This is a genomic window from Apibacter sp. B3919 (genome assembly GCF_026537405.1).
Taxonomy (GTDB): Bacteria; Bacteroidota; Bacteroidia; order Flavobacteriales; family Weeksellaceae; genus Apibacter.
The window spans coordinates 12,038-34,077 of record NZ_JAFNMG010000002.1; the positions used below are offsets into that span (position 1 = coordinate 12,038).

Consider the following 22,040-nt stretch of genomic DNA (forward strand, 5'->3'; position numbering starts at 1 on the left):
ATTTAAAGAAGTAATAAAACTCTATCATTGATTACGATTGATAGAGTTTTTTATTTTCCAAAAATATCCAAAAAGCTAAACGTTTGATCGAGCCTGATTCCTTTTTCTGTTTTTTTAACTGTACACAGTTCATGAACGGCATCATGTTCAAAAAAGAAAAAATAATTTTGAGATTCGGCAAGATTTAAAATTTGTTCCTTTTCGGGTATAGTGAGTAGGGGGCGGGTATCATATCCCGCAATATAAGAAATTGGAATATGTCCGGTAGTAGGTAACAAATCAGCAGCGTAAATTATTGTTTTTCCCTCATAAATTATTACGGGTAACATTTGCTTATCTGTATGTCCATTAACAAAATATATATCAAAGCCTAAAGGTGAATTTTTCAGGAAATTATCTTTAGGAATGGATATAAATTGTAATTGATCACTTTCTTTAATGGGAAGAATGTTTTCTTTTAAAAAAGAAGCTTTTTCTCTTAAATTAGGTTGGACGGCCCAATTCCAATGATCTTCATTACTCCAATAAATAGCATTTTTGAATGTTGGTTTATAACCTGATTTGCTTTTATTCCATTTAATAGCTCCCCCGCAATGATCTAAATGTAAATGTGTAAGAAAAACATCAGTAATATCATCACAGGTAAAGCCATATCGAGCTAAGGATTTTTCTAAAGAAAAATCGCCCCATAAATAATAATATCCAAAAAATTTTTTATTTTGTTTGTTTCCAATACCCGTATCAATTAATATTAGTCTTTTGCCATCTTCAATAAGAAGACATCTCATAGCTAAATCGACCAAATTATTAGAATCTGCAGGATGTGTTTTTTGCCAGATAGATTTAGGTACAATGCCGAACATAGCGCCTCCATCGAGTTTAAAATTTCCGGTTTCAATCGGATATAATTTCATAAAGTATTGTATTTGATACTTTAAATATAAAGTTTATTTATCAATTAACGCTAAAATAAGTAAAGGTAAGATGGATAATAAAAATGGTCATCATGATTCCACATATAATTATATTTACGCCCATACAAAGAAAATAACTCAATAAAGCACCCAAAGAGGCTTTTAAGGCCCCTCTTTTATTCATAAAATCATAAATCAATTCTCCAACAAAGGCTCCTAAAAAAGGTCCGTACAGAAAACCATAGGGTACGATAAAACCTATCAATGTTCCAATAGTAGCTCCGATAGCGCCGTATTTGGAACCACCGAATTTTTTAACAGTAAGAATAGGCATAAAATAGTTAATGACCATTCCTAGTATGGTTAAAATCGCACAAAAAGAAATCCACCACCAACTTAGATTTTCACCAAGAGGGCATAACTTATAAACTAATAAACCTATAAATGCTATAGGTGTTCCCGGTAATGCAGGTAAAACGGAGCCTATAATTCCAATAAGTATGAGAATAAATATTAAAATTATCCAAATTAAATCAGGCATAAAATATGATACATTAAAAGTAACTATAAAGATACTTAATAATTTATAAACTTTTCTCTTTATCTCTAATAAATTGATATAAACTTAGCGGATTAATGAATGAGACAACTACATTAAGGCAAAAAAACCAAAATACGATAATCGATCAGTTGGATCGCTATATTTCGAATCATTTTCCCGATGAAGTGGTTTTAATCACTCAAATTGCAAGTAAAGTTTTAATAATACTAGTTATTTTTTTGATTTTAGATTTTTTACAGCGTAAAGTATTATTAAAAATTGTATTGAAAATTGTTCCGAATACAAAAAATATATGGATGAATACCTTTATTGAAAAAAATGTATTTACCAGTTTCTTTCGTCTCTTGCCTTTGGGGATATGCTATTTATTAGTGCCCGTTATTTTTTACCCTCATCCTCAGAGTTTCCATATTTTAGATTTAGCATTCAGTATATTTTTAATAACGTTTATTGCTAAATTTCTAATTAGTGTTATCAATTCTTATGCTCAAGTAAAAAATAGAGACAGAAGCTACGTTACCGTTGGATTAAATACGTTTTTAGAACTTCTTAAAATGTTAATAATAGTATTATCCAGCTTTATAATTATCTCAATTGTATTTGATTTAACAAGCTCTAATATTTTTACCTTTATAGGGGCTACCATGGCTGTTATAATTCTGGTATTCAAAGATCCTATATTAGGTTTTGTGGCAGGAATTAATATTTCAAACTCCAAACAATTAAAATCGGGCGACTACATTTCTATCTCCAAATATAATTTAGAAGGAAGCATAGTGGACATTAATTTAATTACCACTAAAATTTTAAATAAAGACAAAACCGTGTCTACCATACCCACTTATGATTTAATATCCACAGAAGTTAGAAACTATGACCCCATGAAAACTTCACATACTCGAAGAATAAAAAGGTCAATTGTTTTCAATAGCCAATCCATTGAGTTTTTAGGAAAAAAAGAGTTTGAAGAGCTGAAAAATAGTAGCCTTCTCAAAGAATATTTTACCACTATTACAATGGATGAAGGCGTAAGTCATACGAATATGGGAATATTTAGAAAGTATGTACAAGTTTATCTTAAAAAAAACTCGAGCATATCTCAAAAAGATACAATTTTGATACGGCTGTTAGATCCAACAATTTATGGAATTCCTTTAGAGGTTTATTGTTTTACCAATACTTCGGATTTGAATGAATATGAAGAAGTTCAAGCAGAGGTCTTTGAGCATATCATTTCCATTTCATCTTTTTTCGGACTTAAAACTGTTTCGGTAATTCCTTCTTAATTTTTAGAAATATATTTTTCAAGTTCTTTACAACCTTTTTTGGTAGCAATTGAACGTATTAATAACTCTATAAAATATTTTTTCACAACGTTATCATTTACGTTAACTTCTGAAAGTTTATCATCAATAGCTATAATCTTTTCAATCAGGTAAAAATATTCAACCGTTAATTTTTTATTGATTTTAGGTCTGTATAATCCATCCTCAATACCTAAAATAATATTTGTTTTAATTAATGTTTTTAAGGAATCGTTTTGTAAAGAAATCATTTCGGTATATATATCCGGATAGAAATTTTTTAGTTGAAATAAGGTTTGGTTTTCTTTAAAAAAAATAAAATGGCTGCTGTCTTCAAGAATAATAAATTTTTGTTGAATGATATTCGGGCAATTTTTAATTTTATTTTCAAGTTCTTGAATAGCAGCGGTGATGCATTTACTGAATGTATTTTTTATTAAATCTTCTTTGCTGGAAAAATGTTCATAGATAGTTTTTTTGGACATACATAAATCTTTACTGATCATGTCCATAGTGACCACTTTAACTCCTATTTGAGTAAACAGCTCAATTGATTTATTAATAATTTGATCTTTAATTACATCCATAATGTTAATGCTATTCAAACAAATATAATAAAAATAGAGTAAAATAATTATTATTTTACTCTACTATTTATTGTAATTATCAAGTAATTACAAAAGTATTTTAGAATTTAATCATGTATGAATTTGATCCTAAAAATCTAATATAAGATCTTATGAGTATGTAGGATTATTTATCGTTAACTTATCAACTAAAAATTGTAGGTAACACCAAAATTCCAAGTTCTTCCGTTTCCGAAATAGACCTGATTAGCGGTATCAATTCCTTTAAATTTCACATTTTCTGCTCCTTTATCGCCGGATTTTATATTGGTTTTAGAATAGGTCATAAATACATCATTTAACGCATTGTTGACATTGGCTCTAAAACGTAATGAGGCTTTGTCGAAATATAAAGTATATGAAGCTCCCATATCTAACGTAAAATAATCGGGTAGCTCAATTAAATCGATTTTTGTATTTGGAGCCGCCCGGGTTACATCAAAATCTGAATATAATTTTTCATATCTGTTTAAATCAGCATCAAAAGTGAAATTTTTAAACGCTTTATACACTAAACCAACTCCATAACTGAATTGGGGAGCGTTTGAAGTTTTTACATCATCCAATAAAATATCCTTTTCACTTAAGATATTGGACAAATTATTGGAATCGTACGTTGTAGAATGCGCATTACCATTATATTTCCAATTGCCTAAAGATAAATGCCCTTTAAAATGTAATTTTCTGATAGGCTTGGCAAGAAATTCAATTTCAATTCCCTGATGGAGTTCATCGATACCTGATCGATTTTCTATTTGATTGATGCTTTCGTTTGAAATAGTTTCAACTCTGTTATTCCAACTGGTTCTGTATAAATTTATACTTAAATCCAAAAAGTTATAGTGAAGTTCATATCCGATTTCAAAACCAATAATTTCCTCATTATCAGCCAGCGGATTAACATCATTTTTCCAATTTAAAAATAAATTATTCTGAAAAGGCTGTCTGGAATAATATCCGGCATTACCGAAAATATTGTGATTTTCATTAATTTTAAAATTTACTCCTCCTTTGATATTGTAACCGGTATTATTTAGTGTTTTAGATTTTTGATGGTTGGGAGTGTAATTAAATCGATCTTTTCTGGAATTATATTGTTCGGAAATTACTCCTTGTATAAAGGCGCTCATAAATGGATTAACATATTCAAATTGTCCGAATGCTCCAATATATTGAATGGTTTCATCGTAATCAAAACTCAGTCTTTGCCCCCTACTTACATTTCTAAATAAGGAACTCCAAGGATTAATATTATAGTTTTTAGTTGCAGTATGGGTACCGTTTACATTGGTTGAAATATTGTCAGTAATTCCGGATAATCCTAAAAAGTTATTGGCTTGTTGAAAATGAGTACCCGTATAAGCTCTCCCATCAATTCCGACATTAAACTCAAAATGTTTTTTAAATTTATGATTAAAGTTGGATACCAGCCCGTACCATTGATGATTGTTTACCGAAGATCGTATGATGAAATTATCACTCCCTGTTCCTATTCCATCGCTATTATGTGTAGAATTATAATCGAAAATTGCATCCCAACTGATGGTTCCATTTTCCTGATTTCTGCTTCCGGGTATAGTGTTGGGACTTTGAGGAGTCGAAATGTTTTGAGTTTCAATGTATTTAGAGCCATATCCTCCGGTTCCTCCACCTCTTCCTAAAGAGCCGTAGAACACGGTAGACAAAGTACTTTTTTCATTGATTTTCCAGTCCCAATTTAAATTGGCTACTGATTTATGGTAGTAATTGGTTCGTAATAAAAGTTCTTTTCCGTGTAACCATCCTTGATTTACATTATATCGGTAACCATATCTTTTAAAATCAGATATTTTTGTATAATAATTTTGATCATGATTTTGAGGTGCTCCAAAAATTATAAAATTGAAATTATGTTTTTCATTGGGTTGAAAGCCAATTGATAAAAAGTAATTTTGACCATAACCTTTAGTTCCTCTATTGTACCCGTCGCCTCTCCACGTTGAGGTTGAAAAAGATACTCCCCATTTTCCCTGTAAACCGCTGTTGTATTCATAGGTAGTTCTCCAAAAACCGTCATTGCCCGTTAAAAATCGAGCCGTTGAACCGGCTTTTTTTTCGGTGGCTTTAGTTACAATATTTATGGTGCCGCCAACGGAAGATATAGCAAGTTTAGAAGATCCAAGACCTCTTTGTACTTGGATGGTGTTGGCAATGTCTATTAATCCGGTCCAATTGGTCCAATACACACTTCCGCTTTCCATTCCATTAACAGGCTGGCCATTTATTAAAACAGCGGTATTGGATTGATTAAATCCTCTTGTAATCATTTTTGAGTCCCCATATCCGGTGGCATCATTAACATAAATGGAAGGTGCATTTTTCATAAGTGCAGGAAATTCCTGATTTCCTCCTTTGTCCCTGATTTCTTGTTTTTTAATAATAGAGACAGCAATAGGGGTTTCTCTTTCTTTTACAACATCAATAACTCCTTTTCCAATGACTACAACATCGTCAATTTCTTTTTCTGAAATTTGAGTTGAATCCGGAGATATGTTTTGTGCAAAACCAATAGCCGTAGGAGCCATAATGCTTAAAAAGCAAAATAGATCTAATGCTTTATACTTTAGATTCATAAATATTAATTTAATTAGTTTGTTTTTGTATTCTTTTACAGTAGTAAATATAATAGTATTAAATAAAATACTAAAATCTATATTGAAAAAAAATGCAACAAAATGTAGAATTTTATATACTTTCAACTTTAAATTTTTTATTTTTAGCTAAATAAACTTCTATGAATTTTTCAAAAAATCCTTATGTATATTATTTTTTGGCTTTGATAATAGGGATTTTTTTATGTGATCTCATTTTCATTCCGATTCCTTATATATTAATTTTATTGGGGTTACTTATAGTGCTCTTAGGATTTATTATAAATAAAGCTGATTACAAAGGCATATTTTCAATTTTAACTTTAGTAAGCTGGAGTTTACTTGGAATGGTTGTGGTTGAATTAAATAACAGTTTATTAGATGATCATTATATAAATTATAAGGAAAATGGAAAATCTCAAGTACTAACAGTTATATTAAAAGAGCAAAACAATTCAACTAAAAATTTCCGAAAATATACTGCAGAGGTTACAAGTATTATATATAAAAACAAACAGTTTCAAACTAAAGGATCAATTATGCTCTTTGTTGATAAACAAAAATATAATTCGGTTTTAACTCTAGGCAATGAATATATTTTGAAGCTTACAATTACTGATCCGACAGGGGCTTTGAATCCTCATCAATTTGATTATTCGAATTATCTAAAAAGAAATTATATTTTGCAGACGGGCAGAGTAGATGAGATTATTTCAGAATCGCCACATGCATCACTAATTTATTCGATTAAAAATTTTAATCAGTATTTAGTTAAAAAAATTGAAAGTTCAACATTAGGAGAAGATTCAAAAGAATTTTTAAAAGCATATTTATTGGGTGATCGGTCGGAAATGAAAAAAGAATCTATTAATGTTTATTCTAAATCCGGAATTATGCATTTAATAGCCATATCAGGAATGCATATTGCTCTGTTATTTGGTATTATTTTCAACCTATTAACCCTAATGATGAAAAGTGGAAACAGAAAAACCATCATTATCATTTCATTACTATTTGTATGGTTTTTTGGCTGTTTGGTTGGACTTACCTCTTCTGTTTTCCGATCATGTTTAATGATAACGATTTATTATTGTTTTGAATTGTTGAAACGTACCGGTTCTATCTATCACAGTATGGCCTTATCTGCTTTTATTATTCTTTTATGCGATCCGAATGAAATATATTCCGTGGGTTTTCAATTAAGTTATATAGCCGTATTTTTTATTGTCTGGTTGTCCCCTATCTTGATTTATCATATGAAAAGTAAGAATAAAAAAATTAATAAATGGATCGTAAATCCATTAGCGGTTACTTTAGCTGCACAGGTAGGAACGCTTCCTTTTGTATTATTTTATTTTCATCAATTTTCATTGTTATCGATTCCTATCAATATTTTGATAATACCTTATACGTTTATAATTACTTATTCATCAATAGTAGAGTTATTTTTGGTTTTCTTACCGTGGGAGTATCAAGAATATTTTTCATTTATTTATGATTTTTTAGTTAAGCTTTTGGTAGATTCTACCTACTATATATCTTCGGTTGAACCACTAATGCTAAAAAATATTCCATTGAGTTTATGGGAATTATTTTTGATCTCATTTTCTCTGATTTTTTTAAAAAATTATCTTTCAGGATTAAAATTGAACCATCTAATTCCGCCTTTATTGTGCATAGTTCTCTTTCAGTTGAGTATTTTATATAATGATTATCATTTATCCGGAAAGAAAAATTTTATAGTATTCAATCATAAAAATTCTTTACTGGGATTCAGGGATGGCAAGAAATTGCTAGTCGTAGGAGATTCAACTGAAAATTGGGAACTAGTAAAACGATATATTATAGATCCTTACAGCATAGGAGAAAGAATCAATGAGATACAAATAAGACCTTATAAGGGAGATAAAATTTATAAATGGGAAGGTAAAAAAATTCAAATATTAAATAAATCTTCAAAAAATTGTAAGGATTCCGTTGATTATCTGATTGTAAATAATCCATTAATTGAATGTGAAATAGTTTCAGACGGTACAATTATAATTACAGGAAACAATAATAAGCATAGGCGTTTCAACAATAATTCTTCAAAATGTTGGTATACGTCAAGGCAAGGAGCTTTTATTAGTTGTCTTTGACTAAATTTTGGTCTAATTGAGATTTTACATTTTTTATAGTATTCAAAAACTCTTCGGGCTGCATAAATCCTGAAATTACTGAAACTGTTTCTCCTCTTTCATTTATTAATGCCATGGAAGGATATCTTAAATTACCCCCTAATGCATAATAAGCCCAAGATTGTATTCCGGCTTGTCCGTTTGTAATGTAATCGAACGTATTTCCTTTAAAAGTTATGGATTCTTTAGATTCTGCATTAAATTTAACCGGGATAAAATTCTCATTAATATAAGAGGCTACTTCTTGATTTTGGAATGTATACTTATCTAAAAATTTACAAGGACCGCACCAGTCAGTAAAAATATCAACAAATAATAACCTATTATCTCCATGCACTTGAAGACTGTCACCTTCTGATAAATTTTTCCACTGGATTAATTTTTTATCTTGAGCAGATAAGTTTATAATCGATAAGGCAAAAAATAAAATAAACAGATTTTTCATATTAAATCTTTAATACAAAAATATATATTTAAATAGAATCAGTCAACTAAAATAAAATTTTTATCCGAGGTTTTCACAAAAGCATATAGTTAGAATTTAAAGCTGATGCCTGTTAAAAAATTAAATCCGGCTTGAGGATAATAAAAAGGAGTATTATCATAATAATATCCGTTATTTTCATATTTAGTATTGAAAATATTATTTAAGGCAAGTTTCAAATTAAAAGATTTCATTGAAAAAAGTGATGGAGAAAATTCAAATATCATGTCAGAAATAAAATAACTGTCCAATTTTCCATTTTTAGGCTCTTCATTGGTCAGATATTGACTGCTAACGTATTGGTTCATCCATTTGCAATTTAAATTTTTTATAGGCTTCCATTCTGCTATAACATTTCCAATATACGCGGGAGAGAAAGCGATAGTTGTATTTCCTAGTTTTTTTATTTCAGAATCAGTTTCCTTTTTAAAATTTATATTTTTATTGATGCTTAAGGTTGAATTAGCAGAAAGTGAAAATTGGGCAGAAAATTGATAGGCTGCCGAAAGTTCAATTCCGGTTCGATAACTTTTACCGCTGTTTTCTCGTATAAAACTTCCTACATCATTTATTTTACCGCTTAATACTAATTGGTTAATATAATACATTCCGTACCAGTTTGCAGAATATGAAAATTCACGGAAATTTTGTTGGATTCCTAGCTCCACATTATGAAGAAGTTCTGCTTTTACATTTTTGTTTTCCAATATGTCGTTTCGGCTGGGTTCTCGTTGAGCTAATCCATAGGTTACATAGATAGAACCTTTATCAATTTTATACGATGTTCCTATTTTGGGATTAATAAAATTATAGTTTTTATCAAATTTTATAGGTCCACCATTCTTATAAACACTTTCTCCACCCGGGAGGTCATGACCTTTATATTGTATGGATCGATATTGAATATCTCCAAATAAGTCCAAGTTGGGTGTAAGAGTTACTATTGCTTTAAAAAAGCCTGAAAACTCGTCTTTATTGGCTTTATTTCTGTAATATTCATGATCTTTCAGACCATTTGAAAAATATTGAGCCCAAATAACATTTCCGTAATGATATCCTTTATATGTATTTGCACCCATTCCAATTTCAAGATTCCAATTATTAATCGTTCCGGTTACACGATTTAATATTCCGTAAAAATTATTATCCAGCCATTGTCTTCGAATCAAATCTGAACGCGAAATGGTTTCATTGCCTATTATAAGATCCTTTAATTTATAATTGGATAATTTGGAATCTTGTTTATACTCTTCATAATATCCTTTACCACGAGTATAAAAAAGCGTGGAATTTAATACCCAAGAATTAGTAAACCTTTGTTTAAAATATAAATGATAATGATCTTGATTATAATTATCGGTTTCATTAGTATAATATCGGATAATATTTCCATCTTGATCATAAATGGCTCCGCATGAATTAAATGTTCTTCTTTTCTTCATCATTTCTTCATTAACACCATTCCAAGCTTGATAGGTTTTTTCTTGTCCGCCAAATGTCATTAACCCGATAGATGTCTTATTTTTTTCGTACAGACCATGGACATAATAAGAGAAAAGATCAGAAAAAGCACGGTCTATATATCCATCCGATTTTATAAAAGATACTTTGGCATCTAAAGTAAGTGCGTCATTAAAAAATTTACCCGTCCCCAATCCAAAGGTGTGCTTATGGGTTTTAAACGAACCCACAGATTGATCTGATTGGAAATAAGGAGTTTTAGACGGTGTTTGAGTTTTTGCATTAATACTAGCACCGAAAGATCCCGTTCCTTCCGTTGACGTACCTACTCCCCGTTGTATGGTAAGGTTAGATAATGAAGAGGCAATATCGGGCATATTTACCCAAAAAGGACCTTGAGATTCTGCATTGTTGATAGGGACTCCATTTAAAGTAACATTTATCCGTGTCTGGTCACTGCCTCTTATTCTTAAACCGGTATAACCCACTCCCGCTCCGGCATCTGAAGTAGAAACTACCGAAAGATTATTTTTTAACAAGTAGGGGATATCTTGACCTAAATTTTTGCCTTCAAGTTGTTTTGAGGTAATACGTTCTTTAGTAATGGGAGCATTGCCTGAAACAATAATTTCTTTCAATTCAATTAAAGAATCTTTCTTAATCTGTCCTTGTAGGCTTAAACTAAAAAGAGCGATAACTAATAAATAAAACCAATCCCTTTTTTTCATAATAAATAAATTTCAGGGATATGTTACAGGACTAAAAAAAAATAAGATTTCAAAAATTTGAAATCTTTATCTAAGATTTCCCTTGACAACATTACTTGTCCAGGTTCTTAGGGTATAATCTCAGCCGTTATATACAGCACCCCTTCGTAGTGTTAAAATTAATTTTTATACAGAAGCTTTAGCTAGGCTAGTATCATTTTGAGCTTCTTCATGTATTTTTTGAATATCTATATCAGAATCTAAAATTCTTTTACCTGTTCTAAATTTCGCACTCCAATAAGCAGTATCCAGAGAAGAAATAGTAACCCCTTTGGATGAAGACGCGTGAATAAAAAATATTTCCCCGGTTGGACTTACGCTTTCAACAATACCTACATGAGAAATTCTGCTTTTAGGAGTATGAGCAAAGAAAATAAGGTCTCCTTTTTTAAGATTATGTTTAGAAACGAAAGTTCCTCTATGGGATTGTTCAATTGATGTACGAGGCAAAGAAATGTTTAATGCAGCAAACACATGCTGAACAAAAGAAGAGCAATCTATACCCCTTCTTGTTGTTCCTCCGTATTTATAAGGAGTTCCTAAATAAGTTCTGGCTTCACTAAGCAAATTATAAGCTCTAGTTGAAAATCTGCTTTCGGCATAGATATTGCTGTTTTCAAGTAAAGCAGCATCTTTTCTTAATGTTGTAGAATAATTTTCATCACTAACCGATACCGTACTGTAAAGTTTAACAGTTTTAGGATGATAAACCAGCATTTCGTTAGTGGTAGGATATTTATAGGTATCGTTATTACTTGCTACGTAATTAGATACACACGAGGTAGCAGAAGTTGAAATTACTATAATTACAGAGAGTATTTTTATTAAAGACTTCATATATTCAAAGATGATACAACTAATTTATGTTGATCAAAAATAAGAATCATATAGATATTTATACGATCAATTTAACTTTTTTTATATATATTTAACACAATGTTTAGAATATGTTAAATAAAAGTTAATGAAATAGGTGCAATAAAAAACAGATATTTTCAAGATAAATATCTGCTTTTTTATATGGTATAAATTTATATTTTTAAAAAATATTAACTAAATGTCATCGAATTCAACGTTAGTATAATTTGAAATATTTGCTGAATTTGCATTGTCTTTATTTTCTTCGGATTGAAGATGAAAATCGTCTCTATGTCTTTCGGAAATAACTTTTTCTCCGGTTTCTTTAATAATGAAAGCGGTAGTTTCTTCAAAGATGTCTTTGAAATTTTTAAAATCTTCTTTATATAAATAGATTTTAAATTTCTTGAAACCTAAAGCGCCTTCTTCGGAAATATTCTTTTTGCTCTCAGTAATTGTTAGATAATAATCACCTGCTTTAGTTTCTCTTACATCGAAAAAATAAGTTCTTTTTCCTGCTCTTAATACTTTAGAGAAAATTTCATTTTCTTTCTTCTCTACATTTTCAAAATCATTCATCATATATGTGTTTTGTTTTTTATTGCCTTAAATAATATCTTTTAAGGGATAATAAAATTTAATTTTTTTTGTTTAAACAGAGCAAAAATATAAAAAATACTCTTAATATTACAATTGTTTTTATGATAGTTTTTGCGTAATTTGTTTTTTATATAATTCAGAATAAAAACCTTGATTTAAAATAAGATCTGCATGAGTTCCTATCTCATTTATTTGCCCTTGATCCAGCACAATAATTTTATCTGAATGTTTAGCGGATGAAACACGGTGAGTAATAATTACTGTTGTTTTAATATCAATGTCATTTTCAATATTAGATAATATTTTTTCTTCTGTTTCAGTATCGACAGCGGATAAACTGTCATCAAATAAAAATATGGTAGGATCTTTAATCAATGCTCTTGAAATCGATATACGCTGTTTTTGACCTCCCGATAGGGTTACCCCTCGTTCACCTACTTCCGTTTGATATTTATCTTTAAATTCGATAATATTGGAATGAATTTCTGCTTTTTTAGCATATTTTTCAACTTGTTCCAATGTCGCATTTTCAACCCCGTAAGAAATGTTATTGAAAATGGTATCCGAAAAAAGAAAACTTTCCTGAGGTACGTATCCGATTTTATCTCGAATTACATTTAAATTATGTTGGGACAAAGGTTCATCATCAATATAAATTGCTCCTGAATCCGGCTCAATAAGACGTTCCAATAACAGAGCAATAGTTGTTTTTCCCGATCCGGTCTTTCCCATAAACACAATCGTTTCTCCCGGTTGTATTTCAAAAGATACACGGTTAAGAGCTTGTATTCCTGTATTCGGATAGGTGTAAGAAACATTCTCAAATCTGATTTTACCTTTTATAGGATAAACATTAAAGTTGGTATTTTTAACCTCCTCTTTAACGTTCAAGAAATCATTAATTCTTTCCATGGAGGCTTCAGCTCTTCGTACCATAGATATAACCCACCCTAAAGCTGTAAATGGCCAAATTAAAACATTAAGGTAAAGAAAAAAATCTGTAATAGTCCCGACGTTTATTTTACCGTCTATATATCTTTGGCCCCCAATATAGAGTATAAATAAGTTGCTTAATCCGATGATTAAAACCATTAAAGGAGAAAAAATGGCCTCTGTGGTTGAAAGCGAAAGAGATTCATTTCTATATTGATTGGATTGGTTTATATATTTTGATATGATATAGTCTTCTTTAGTGAACGATTTGATAACTCTTATCCCGGAAAAAGAGTCTTGAACAAATGAAGAAAGTTCCGATTGTTTGCCTTGTACAATTTTAGTTTTCTTATTAATAATAGTACTTTGGTTGTATATAAAATAAGAAAGGAAGGGTAAGGGAAGGATTGCATAAAAGGTCATCACCGGATCAGAAGCCAGCATATACCCGAGAATCAGTATAAGCATTATAAATAAGTTGGCACTATACATAATTCCGGGGCCTAAATATTGGCGAACATTTACCACATCTTCGCTGATGCGATTCATGAGGTCTCCTATTTTAGATTTTTTATAAAAACTGAAAGAAAGTGTTTGATAATGTTTATATATATTATTTTTAAGTTCAAACTCGATTCTTCTGGAAGCAACGATTATGGTTTGCCTCATATAAAACTTCATGATTCCGGAAGTGATTGGAGCCAGCACAATAATTCCTCCATAAAGAAGAAGCTGCTTCATTAATTGCTTTTTATCTAGCGAATCTGAATGGGTAAGAGATTGAGCAATAATGTTAATGGCCTTTCCAATAAATTTTACAGGATAAATAGTTAAAAAATTGGAAAGTATTATAAATACAACTCCATACAGAAGGAGTTTTTTGTGTTTTAAAAAATATGGATTTAAAGTTTTTAAGGCACTCATAAAAGCAAAGTTACAAAACTTGTAGTTTTTATTTCGTATAAACTAAAAAAGTGTATCTGATTGGATTCAATCGGATACACTTTGTCATCTATGGTATAGATTACGATTTATCTTTTTTTATGTTTAATCAAATATTCTGCAATTTGAACAGCATTTAAAGCAGCACCTTTACGTATTTGATCACTTACACTCCAGAAAGCAATACCTTTAGGATTGGTAAGGTCTTTTCTGATTCTTCCTACAAAAACTTCATCTCTTCCTGATAAGAATAAAGGCATAGGATATTTTTTTTCTGAAGGATTATCCTCAACAATTATCCCATTAAAATTTTCAAAAGCGTTTCTAACTTGTTCAACAGTTAATTCGTCCTCAGTTTCCACCCATATGCTTTCAGAATGTGCGCGCATAACAGGAACACGAACGCAGGTTGCAGATACCTGTATATCGGAATGCATAATTTTACGAGTTTCATTATACATTTTCATTTCTTCTTTAGTATATCCATTTTCTGTAAACACATCAATATGAGGGATTAAATTAAAAGCCAATTGATGAGCAAATTTTTCAACTAAGACCTCCTCACCGGCAGTTGATTGTTTTGCTTGTTCAATCAATTCTTTCATTGCAGAAGCACCTGCTCCGGATGCTGATTGATAAGAAGAAACATGCACCCTTTTTATATGTGATAATTGTTCAATTGGTTTTAAAGATACCACCATTTGAATAGTTGTACAATTGGGATTTGCAATAATATTTTTTGGAGTATTCAATGCATCTTCCGCATTTACTTCCGGTACTACTAAGGGTACATCATCATCCATTCTAAACGCAGATGAATTATCAATCATGATCGCACCATATTTAGTGATGGTTTCCGCAAAATTCAACGAAGTACCTCCTCCCGCAGAAACTAAAGCAATATCTACCCCTTTAAAATCGTCATTATGTTGAAGTTCCTTGACTGTATATTCCTTGTCCTTGAATTTATAAACTTGTCCTGCACTTCTCTTGGATCCGAAAAGTACTAATTCAGTTAAAGGAAAATTTCTTTGGTCTAAAACTTTGAGAAGCTCTTGCCCAACAGCTCCGCTTACTCCAACAATTGCAATTTTCATAAATATATACTTTAATGATTTTTAATTATTTATCTTTTAGGGTAATAAACTGTTCCAAAATGCTCTAGGAATCATTCCGAGTACTAAAGCAAGTGAGACGACAGACATAAGAAGTGTCCAAACTGAAATTTTAGGTGCTTTTTTAATTTTTGCATTTACAATTGTAATTAAAACTCCAACCAAAACCATAGAGAAAGGATGTTCTATATAATTTCTTCGTATTGCAGCAATTCCCATAATATCTTTCATACTGGCATTTTGAAAGATAGGAGAGCTGAAAAATAATAGTATTCCAAGGAGTATCTGTGTATGTGTGAATATCAAAGTTATAAGAGAGATTCTTTTCACCTGACCACTGACAGGTCTTTCCTGTAAATAATAAATAAACGATACAACAGTAAGTAATAAAACAAAAACGAGGGTAATCATACCTACATAATGGTGTATGTTTTTAAAAAGGATATACATAAATTTGATTCTATTTCATTTTAATATGTAACAAAAATAGTAAACCTATAGAAATATAAGGGTATTTTAATCATTTTTATTGAAATTTTAAATACCGCATAACTAGATAAGAATTATAATCTGTTGGCTCTAATTTCTCCGTAGCCTATAAGTGCGTCATAAGTGCCACCAAAAGGAGTATAATATAACAAACCTTGATATAGGTTTTCTGTTTGCCAAAATGAACCGGGAATTTCTGAAATGCTAAAATGGTTGTTTTTTTTGTCAACGGTTGCAATAGTGTAATTATAATACCCTTGTTTTAATAGCATTGTTTTTACGTATAAACCTTGATTTTCATCGTAAATCATCCGATTAGAATCGGAAAGTTCATAATTATTGAATAATCCTACAATATACAAATCTTTATTTTCTAAAGGCTGTTTAAGTTCCAAAGAAAAAGTTACCGGAGTATAATCGCCTTCTGTTCGGGCATCCCTTTCCTGGTTAAGATCAAATCTCCTGAAATAATAAGCACCGTTGACATCAGGATTATATGCATAGTCAAGCGGAAACGGAGCAATGGAATATAAATAGGTAAGATAAAGCGGATTATTTTCTTCCGATTTAAAAACTCCGTAACCCGGGATGGAAATATTTTTGGTATCGAATGTATAAAATTCATTACCGCCTTCAAAAGAATTGGTCAGTTGTCCGAACGTGAAAGAATTACCGTTTACAAACTGTGGTTCTATATTATAGATCGCAGTTAGCCAATTGTTATTTTGAAGTAAACATAAAGAAAGTTGCCGGGTGGAGATTGAATTAATTCCCGAGACGACAGCTTGTGCTTTTACTCGCTGTGTTATGTTCGGGTTTTTAGATGTAGAATACCTCTCATATCCGACATTAATATGAGCAAAATCGTCGTAAAACGCAATTCTCTTACTGAATAAAGGTTTGTGGTTATCAGTAAAAACAGTTAGGAGATAATTTCCGGATACCTTAGGTTGCATGTCTTTATTTGGGAATTCTAAGGTATAATGAGTATAATTTTGTCTCGTATTAAAGGAAGGTTGATAATCGTATATTTGAGGTAAGGTATATCCGTCGATATATTCTGATTCAAAAAGATGGTCTTCATTCCAATTTCTGTCGTAATGCTTAATGGTATAGTAAATTTTTTCGTAGCCTCTATCTAACAGATCAAAAGTAAGCACAAACATACCTTTGTTCATGGAGATAAAAGGAGTTTCATCATTCGTATCGGGATTGAATAATTGTATACCATTGACGGATGAGCTATATACTTTTTCTATAGCCTGCTGAGAAAAACAGAGCTGAGAAAGTAAGCAGAAGAAGAGAATCTTTTTAAGCATTTTTAGTTTTTTTTAAGTTATGTATACTACAGAAATTTTACAGAGCCTTGTAAATTAGACATTTGCCGCATGATCCATAGTTTTCTTTTTTGAATGAACTTTCCATTAATTTTTTTTCCATATTCTCGGGGATTGGGTAAAAGAGCAGCTAAAGTTGCAGCCTCGCTTTTTGTGAGCTGAGAAGCCGATTTGTGAAAATAATGTTGAGAAGCGGCTTCTATCCCATAAATTCCATTACCGAATTCTATTACATTTAAATAGACTTCCAATATTCTTTTTTTACCCCAAATCCACTCAATGAGGCAAGTGAAATATACTTCCAGGCCCTTTCTAACATAATTTCTACCCTCCCATAAAAAAACATTTTTTGCGGTTTGTTGTGAAATGGTGCTTCCTCCTCTTTTGGGAGATCCTTGTTTTTCAATTATTTTTTGAATCTCTTTAAAATCAAATCCGCCGTGTTTAAAATAATTTTGATCTTCACTGGAAATTACCGCAAGTTTTATGGAATTATTCATACGTTCTATCGGAATCCATTTTTTTTCAATGGTTGAGCCATTCACAAAAAATCTTTTTAACATAAGTTCTGTGTATGGAACAGGCAACCATTTGTATACAAAAACCATTACAATAGAAAGTACCCATAAACCAATAAAAATCCATTTAATCCATCTAAAAATCTTCATTAAAATTTGATTGATTAAAAACGGATGAATTACCAGCCTTTAACAGCTCCTCCCTTAAATTCTCGATCGGTAGTTTCTGCAACTTCATCCGATTGATAAGCTTTAACAAATGTTTTTACATTTTCAGCATCTTTATTATCTTCTCTTGAAACGATTACATTCATATAAGGGGAATCTTTGTCTTCAACGAAAAGACCATCTTTTAATGTAAAACCGTCTTTGGCTGCAAATGTATTATTGATAATGGCAACAGCTACTTTATCATCATTTAGAATTTCAGTTAAAATAGCAGGATCCATATCGACTATCTTTAAATTTTTAGGATTTTCAATTATATCAGAAGCGCTTGAAATAAGGCTTTTAGGATCTTTTAATTTGATTAATCCTTCTTTTTGAAGAAGCAGTAATGCTCTTCCTCTGTTGGTGGCATCATTTGGAATTCCAATAGTACTTCCGGGTTGTAATTGATCAAGCGATTTTATTTTTTTAGAATATCCGGCCAATGGGTAAATAAAAGTATTTCCTACTATAGCAAGTTTATATCCTCTTTGTTTGATAATATTATCCAAAAATGGTTTATGTTGAATAATATTAATATCAATATCCCCATCATTAAGTGCTGTATTCGGTAAAATATAATCATTGAATTCTACCAATTCAACATCTAGCCCGTATTTTTCTTTAGCAACTTTTTGAGCGGTTTGAGCAACCACAAACTCCGGCCCCGATTCAACTCCAACCTTAATAAAATTAGGATTATTTGCCCGATCTTTCTTGCAAGAACTTAGAAAAAAAACAGAAGCAAGTAAGGTAAATACTATTAGTTTTCTCATTATCATATTATTTTAGACTTTTTTTAAATTTTTAACGATGATCCACTTTTTTTGAAAGATAATCTCCGACGAATTGGATCGCAAAAACAAGTAAAACTAATAATAATAAAACAAAATTCATAATTTCCATATTCTTGTTTACGTATCCTTCTTGATATCCAATTTTCCCCAATCCTCCGGCTCCAACAGTTCCTCCCATAGCCGAATAACCGACTAAAGTAATTAATGAAATGGTAGCGCAATTAATTAATGAAGGCAAAGCTTCCGGTAACAATACTTTTTTAATAATTTGAAAAGGAGTTGCTCCCATAGCTTTGGAAGCTTCAACTAAACCGTTAGGTACTTCCAACAGGCTGTTTTCAACCATTCTGGCAATGAACGGGGCAATTCCCAAACTTAGAGGAACTAAGGCTGCAGGTACTCCTATGGAAGTTCCAACAATCATCCGCGTAAAAGGAATCATCCAAACAATTAAAATAATAAAAGGTATGGCGCGGAATATATTTACTAAGGTAGAAACCGTTTGATTGAAAACAAGACTTTCTTTAAATTGGCCTTTGCGGGTAATAAATAGAAGGATTCCGACAGGCAATCCTATCAAATAACCGAAAAAGCCGGAGACAAAAGTCATGACTATGGTTTCCCAAGTTCCTTTTGCTAAGAGATCAATAATTGAATTAGACATATCCTAATAAAGTTACTTTAATGTTTTTACTTTTTAAATACTCTATGGCAGCCATTTCTTTAGAAATCGTACCGATAATTTCCGTTAGCATGACCCCGAATTTAACTCCCCCCGCATAATCCATTTGAGCACTTATAATATTGTTGTTAATATCAAATAATCTGGAAATTTCGGATAATACCGGTTCATCTACCGTATTACCAGAAATCTGTAGTTTTAGTAAGGGATGTTTTCCTTCTTCCGGCATATGGGTAATGCGTTTTTGATAATCTACCGGTATCTCTAAATGTAAGGATGAAGATATAAAACGCTGAGCTAATTCCGTTTTAGGATTTGAAAAAATTTCAGAAACACTTCCTTGCTCAATTAATTTTCCACCGTTCATGACAGCTATATCATCACAAATTTGTTTTACCACATCCATTTCATGAGTAATCAATAAAATAGTGATTCCCAACTCTTTATTTAAATCTTTGAGTAGAGATAAAATGGAGCGAGTAGTGGAGGGGTCTAAGGCACTGGTTGCTTCGTCGGATAATAAAACTTTAGGGTTGTTGGCCAACGTTCTGGCAATAGCAACTCTCTGTTTTTGTCCTCCGGAAAGGTTCGCCGGATAACTGTCTAATTTATCCGTAAGTCCTACCATTTCAACCAATTCATAAACTCTATTTTTTATTTTAGTCTTGGGAGTATGATTTAATTCTAAAGGAAAAGCAATGTTATCAAATACAGTTCGGGAGGAAAGCAGATTGAAATGCTGAAAAATCATTCCTATATTCCTACGGGCAGAGGTTAATTTGGAAGGAGATAATTCCATCAAATTTTGACCATCAATCCAAACCTCTCCTGAATTAGGCCTTTCCAGTAAATTAACACATCTTATCAGTGTGCTTTTTCCTGCACCGGATTCACCAATTACACCAACTATTTTTCCTTCGGAAACCGACAGAGAAATATTGGAAAGGGCTATGTTTTTTTTGCCTTTATGTTCGAATGTTTTAGTAATATTTTTTAACTCAATCATTTAATTGATTAAATTTTTTAAGTCTTTATACGATTAGGATTTGTGCAAAGGTACAAATAGTATATAGAAACTCATATTAAATTACAACATTTACTGCTAGGAGAACATTTTAAATCATCCGAACCATTATAAGTTTATAATAAATTAGTTTTTTGGGAGGTGTAAATTCTATAAAATGAAATAGTATATAATTAAACCAAGTAAGAACTCTTGAAAATAAATTTATTAATAAAATAAACTAAAAAACTTGCATATTAATTGTGTGCAATTTAATTTTACTCAATCTAAAAACAATATGGAAAGTTTACAATTAAAAGATCAATTATGTTTTCCCATCTATGCGTTGTCCCGACTGATTACAACGCTTTATAGGCCACATTTAGAAAAATTAGGGGTAACTTATCCTCAGTATTTAGTGATGTTAGTTTTATGGGAAAATGAAGAAATGTGCGTGAGAGATATAGGAGAAATGTTGTGGTTAGATAGCGGAACCTTAACTCCACTGCTTAAAAGAATGGAGGAAAACGGACTTATAAAGAGATGTCGGTCTACTAGAGATGAAAGGCATATGTTGATTCATCTTTCAGATCAAGGAAGGAAAATGAAAGATGAAGCATGGATAATTCCTCATATCCTTAAGGCAGAATTGGAAATGGAGGAAAATGAATTATCAGAACTTCAGAAAGAATTTTATAAGTTATTATCTATTGTTACGACAAAATGTAAGAATAAATGCAAGAATAAATCAGAATCAAAATAATATTATTTAAAATTAATTATATGGAATTAATAGACTCACTTAAGTGGAGGTATGCAACAAAAAAATTCGATGCCTCAAAAAAAGTTGAACAATCGTTGGTAGATCAAATCATTGAAGCAGCTTGGCTAGCTCCCACTTCTTCCGGATTACAACCGTTTAAGGTTATTGAAATTACTAATCAGAAATTAAAGCAAAAGATGGTTTCCCTGTCTAAGGACCAAAAACAAGTGGAAGATTGTTCACATATTTTAGTTTTTGCTGCTTGGGATAATTATACAGAAGAAAGAATCGATACTATTTACGGACATATAACAAGAGAACGCAATCAGCCTTCTGATGCTTATCAAAGCTATACGGATCGTATTAAAGGAGTATATCTGAATTCAGCTGCTGAAAATAATTTTGAACATGCAGCACGACAAGCGTACATAGCTTTTGGTTTATCGATTGCTGCTGCTGCAGAATTAAAAGTTGATACTACTCCGATGGAGGGATTCGATAATCAGGCTATAGATGAACTTTTACAATTACGCGAACTGGGTTTAAGAAGTGTTGTCATGCTTCCTTTGGGTTACCGAGATGAAGAGAATGATTGGTTAGTTAATTATCCAAAAGTTAGACACCCTAAAAAAGATTTTTTAATTAAAATAGTTTAGAGAAAAACTTAGTTTACACAAAATTTTTAATCATTAAAAACAATAAGAGGCTTTATTATTAAAGTTCTCTTATTTTTTTGGATGAGTATGAAAATTTAAAAATTACAGTTAAGTAGTTAAAAAGTAATGAAATAGCCATCGGAAACTAATTAGGGGTAAGATTCAATGCTTTATGGATAAGTTATAACTATTGTTTACGAGGTATACCCTTGCTG

At 31.0% G+C, this 22,040-nt stretch carries 20 protein-coding genes and 1 riboswitch; of the genes, 4 read left to right on the plus strand and 16 right to left on the minus strand.

Features of this window, described 5'->3' with window-relative positions; translation table 11 throughout:
* Positions 1-50: 50 nt before the first annotated feature.
* Together J3U20_RS03350 and J3U20_RS03355 are read right to left on the minus strand one after the other, a co-directional pair.
* The gene (locus tag J3U20_RS03350; protein ID WP_160541625.1) at positions 51-914 is read right to left on the minus strand and encodes an MBL fold metallo-hydrolase; all 864 of its coding nucleotides are present in this window, start codon (positions 912-914) and stop codon (positions 51-53) included.
* Between the two features lie 40 nt (positions 915-954).
* Positions 955-1,455 (minus strand): DUF456 domain-containing protein, encoded by a 501-nt coding sequence (locus tag J3U20_RS03355; RefSeq protein WP_105296872.1) that lies wholly within the window; start codon positions 1,453-1,455, stop codon positions 955-957.
* Positions 1,456-1,550: 95 nt separating this feature from the next.
* On the opposite strand from J3U20_RS03355, the gene J3U20_RS03360 reads away from it, so the two are divergent.
* Positions 1,551-2,762, plus strand: coding sequence for a mechanosensitive ion channel family protein (locus J3U20_RS03360; protein WP_160541626.1), 1,212 nt, complete (start codon positions 1,551-1,553; stop codon positions 2,760-2,762).
* Here the strand turns inward: J3U20_RS03360 and J3U20_RS03365 are convergent.
* Complete coding sequence (locus J3U20_RS03365; protein WP_160541627.1) at positions 2,759-3,367, minus strand: TetR/AcrR family transcriptional regulator; 609 nt, start codon at positions 3,365-3,367, stop codon at positions 2,759-2,761. The two genes, J3U20_RS03360 and J3U20_RS03365, sit on opposite strands and share 4 nt — an antisense overlap.
* Before the next feature lie 188 nt (positions 3,368-3,555).
* Positions 3,556-6,018: a TonB-dependent receptor gene (locus J3U20_RS03370; protein ID WP_160541628.1), complete on the minus strand. Its 2,463-nt coding sequence runs from the start codon at positions 6,016-6,018 to the stop codon at positions 3,556-3,558.
* A 161-nt stretch (positions 6,019-6,179) separates the two neighbouring features.
* On the opposite strand from J3U20_RS03370, the gene J3U20_RS03375 reads away from it, so the two are divergent.
* Positions 6,180-8,174: a ComEC/Rec2 family competence protein gene (locus J3U20_RS03375; RefSeq protein ID WP_160541629.1), complete on the plus strand. Its 1,995-nt coding sequence runs from the start codon at positions 6,180-6,182 to the stop codon at positions 8,172-8,174.
* Here J3U20_RS03375 and J3U20_RS03380 read toward each other — a convergent pair.
* The 12 genes from J3U20_RS03380 to metN all read right to left on the minus strand — a co-directional run bounded on the left by J3U20_RS03380 (position 8,161) and on the right by metN (position 20,409).
* Positions 8,161-8,658 (minus strand): thioredoxin family protein, encoded by a 498-nt coding sequence (locus J3U20_RS03380; protein ID WP_160541630.1) that lies wholly within the window; start codon positions 8,656-8,658, stop codon positions 8,161-8,163. The two genes, J3U20_RS03375 and J3U20_RS03380, sit on opposite strands and share 14 nt — an antisense overlap.
* An 89-nt stretch (positions 8,659-8,747) precedes the next feature.
* A complete protein-coding gene (locus tag J3U20_RS03385) occupies positions 8,748-10,886 on the minus strand; it encodes a TonB-dependent receptor (protein ID WP_160541631.1) in 2,139 nt (712 codons plus the stop codon).
* A 59-nt stretch (positions 10,887-10,945) separates the two neighbouring features.
* Positions 10,946-11,040, minus strand: a riboswitch (TPP riboswitch).
* Positions 11,041-11,051: 11 nt separating this feature from the next.
* Positions 11,052-11,762, minus strand: coding sequence for a C40 family peptidase (locus J3U20_RS03390; RefSeq protein ID WP_160541632.1), 711 nt, complete (start codon positions 11,760-11,762; stop codon positions 11,052-11,054).
* A 216-nt stretch (positions 11,763-11,978) separates the two neighbouring features.
* On the minus strand, positions 11,979-12,362 hold the full coding sequence (locus J3U20_RS03395; protein WP_105296864.1) for a DUF3276 family protein: 384 nt from the start codon (positions 12,360-12,362) through the stop codon (positions 11,979-11,981).
* A gap of 120 nt (positions 12,363-12,482) precedes the next feature.
* Positions 12,483-14,240: an ABC transporter ATP-binding protein gene (locus tag J3U20_RS03400; RefSeq protein WP_160541633.1), complete on the minus strand. Its 1,758-nt coding sequence runs from the start codon at positions 14,238-14,240 to the stop codon at positions 12,483-12,485.
* Positions 14,241-14,347: 107 nt separating this feature from the next.
* Positions 14,348-15,355, minus strand: a complete 1,008-nt coding sequence (locus tag J3U20_RS03405) for an aspartate-semialdehyde dehydrogenase (RefSeq protein WP_160541634.1) — start codon at positions 15,353-15,355, stop codon at positions 14,348-14,350.
* A 36-nt stretch (positions 15,356-15,391) separates the two neighbouring features.
* Entirely contained in the window at positions 15,392-15,823 is a 432-nt protein-coding gene (locus J3U20_RS03410; RefSeq protein ID WP_160541635.1) for a hypothetical protein, read from the minus strand.
* A gap of 113 nt (positions 15,824-15,936) precedes the next feature.
* Positions 15,937-17,181 (minus strand): type IX secretion system plug protein domain-containing protein, encoded by a 1,245-nt coding sequence (locus tag J3U20_RS03415; RefSeq protein WP_160541636.1) that lies wholly within the window; start codon positions 17,179-17,181, stop codon positions 15,937-15,939.
* A 26-nt stretch (positions 17,182-17,207) separates the two neighbouring features.
* Complete coding sequence (mtgA, locus tag J3U20_RS03420; RefSeq protein ID WP_160541637.1) at positions 17,208-17,867, minus strand: monofunctional biosynthetic peptidoglycan transglycosylase; 660 nt, start codon at positions 17,865-17,867, stop codon at positions 17,208-17,210.
* A 29-nt stretch (positions 17,868-17,896) separates the two neighbouring features.
* A complete protein-coding gene (gene metQ / locus J3U20_RS03425; protein WP_105296858.1) occupies positions 17,897-18,700 on the minus strand; it encodes a methionine ABC transporter substrate-binding lipoprotein MetQ in 804 nt (267 codons plus the stop codon).
* A gap of 31 nt (positions 18,701-18,731) precedes the next feature.
* Positions 18,732-19,385, minus strand: a complete 654-nt coding sequence (gene metI, locus J3U20_RS03430; RefSeq protein WP_105296857.1) for a methionine ABC transporter permease MetI — start codon at positions 19,383-19,385, stop codon at positions 18,732-18,734.
* Complete coding sequence (metN, locus tag J3U20_RS03435; protein ID WP_160541638.1) at positions 19,378-20,409, minus strand: methionine ABC transporter ATP-binding protein MetN; 1,032 nt, start codon at positions 20,407-20,409, stop codon at positions 19,378-19,380. Before metN ends, metI begins: the two co-directional genes overlap by 8 nt.
* A gap of 295 nt (positions 20,410-20,704) precedes the next feature.
* On the opposite strand from metN, the gene J3U20_RS03440 reads away from it, so the two are divergent.
* Both J3U20_RS03440 and J3U20_RS03445 read left to right on the plus strand, forming a co-directional pair.
* On the plus strand, positions 20,705-21,169 hold the full coding sequence (locus tag J3U20_RS03440) for a MarR family winged helix-turn-helix transcriptional regulator (RefSeq protein WP_160541639.1): 465 nt from the start codon (positions 20,705-20,707) through the stop codon (positions 21,167-21,169).
* Between the two features lie 20 nt (positions 21,170-21,189).
* Complete coding sequence (locus tag J3U20_RS03445) at positions 21,190-21,825, plus strand: NAD(P)H-dependent oxidoreductase (protein WP_160541640.1); 636 nt, start codon at positions 21,190-21,192, stop codon at positions 21,823-21,825.
* The last annotated feature ends 215 nt before the right edge of the window (positions 21,826-22,040 follow it).

What these genes read in the sequence shown, in the direction of transcription:
- J3U20_RS03355 (WP_105296872.1), bottom strand. Translation starts at nt 1,455, where the DNA reads ATGCCTGATTTAATTTGGATAATTTTAATATTTATTCTCATACTTATT.
- J3U20_RS03350 (WP_160541625.1), bottom strand. Translation starts at nt 914, where the DNA reads ATGAAATTATATCCGATTGAAACCGGAAATTTTAAACTCGATGGAGGC.
- J3U20_RS03395 (WP_105296864.1), bottom strand. Translation starts at nt 12,362, where the DNA reads ATGAATGATTTTGAAAATGTAGAGAAGAAAGAAAATGAAATTTTCTCT.
- J3U20_RS03445 (WP_160541640.1), top strand. Translation starts at nt 21,190, where the DNA reads ATGGAATTAATAGACTCACTTAAGTGGAGGTATGCAACAAAAAAATTC.
- J3U20_RS03440 (WP_160541639.1), top strand. Translation starts at nt 20,705, where the DNA reads ATGGAAAGTTTACAATTAAAAGATCAATTATGTTTTCCCATCTATGCG.
- J3U20_RS03370 (WP_160541628.1), bottom strand. Translation starts at nt 6,018, where the DNA reads ATGAATCTAAAGTATAAAGCATTAGATCTATTTTGCTTTTTAAGCATT.
- mtgA (WP_160541637.1), bottom strand. Translation starts at nt 17,867, where the DNA reads ATGAAGATTTTTAGATGGATTAAATGGATTTTTATTGGTTTATGGGTA.
- J3U20_RS03405 (WP_160541634.1), bottom strand. Translation starts at nt 15,355, where the DNA reads ATGAAAATTGCAATTGTTGGAGTAAGCGGAGCTGTTGGGCAAGAGCTT.
- J3U20_RS03365 (WP_160541627.1), bottom strand. Translation starts at nt 3,367, where the DNA reads ATGGATGTAATTAAAGATCAAATTATTAATAAATCAATTGAGCTGTTT.
- J3U20_RS03410 (WP_160541635.1), bottom strand. Translation starts at nt 15,823, where the DNA reads ATGTATATCCTTTTTAAAAACATACACCATTATGTAGGTATGATTACC.
- J3U20_RS03400 (WP_160541633.1), bottom strand. Translation starts at nt 14,240, where the DNA reads ATGAGTGCCTTAAAAACTTTAAATCCATATTTTTTAAAACACAAAAAA.
- metQ (WP_105296858.1), bottom strand. Translation starts at nt 18,700, where the DNA reads ATGAGAAAACTAATAGTATTTACCTTACTTGCTTCTGTTTTTTTTCTA.
- J3U20_RS03415 (WP_160541636.1), bottom strand. Translation starts at nt 17,181, where the DNA reads ATGCTTAAAAAGATTCTCTTCTTCTGCTTACTTTCTCAGCTCTGTTTT.
- J3U20_RS03375 (WP_160541629.1), top strand. Translation starts at nt 6,180, where the DNA reads ATGAATTTTTCAAAAAATCCTTATGTATATTATTTTTTGGCTTTGATA.
- J3U20_RS03385 (WP_160541631.1), bottom strand. Translation starts at nt 10,886, where the DNA reads ATGAAAAAAAGGGATTGGTTTTATTTATTAGTTATCGCTCTTTTTAGT.
- J3U20_RS03390 (WP_160541632.1), bottom strand. Translation starts at nt 11,762, where the DNA reads ATGAAGTCTTTAATAAAAATACTCTCTGTAATTATAGTAATTTCAACT.
- J3U20_RS03380 (WP_160541630.1), bottom strand. Translation starts at nt 8,658, where the DNA reads ATGAAAAATCTGTTTATTTTATTTTTTGCCTTATCGATTATAAACTTA.
- metN (WP_160541638.1), bottom strand. Translation starts at nt 20,409, where the DNA reads ATGATTGAGTTAAAAAATATTACTAAAACATTCGAACATAAAGGCAAA.
- J3U20_RS03360 (WP_160541626.1), top strand. Translation starts at nt 1,551, where the DNA reads ATGAATGAGACAACTACATTAAGGCAAAAAAACCAAAATACGATAATC.
- metI (WP_105296857.1), bottom strand. Translation starts at nt 19,385, where the DNA reads ATGTCTAATTCAATTATTGATCTCTTAGCAAAAGGAACTTGGGAAACC.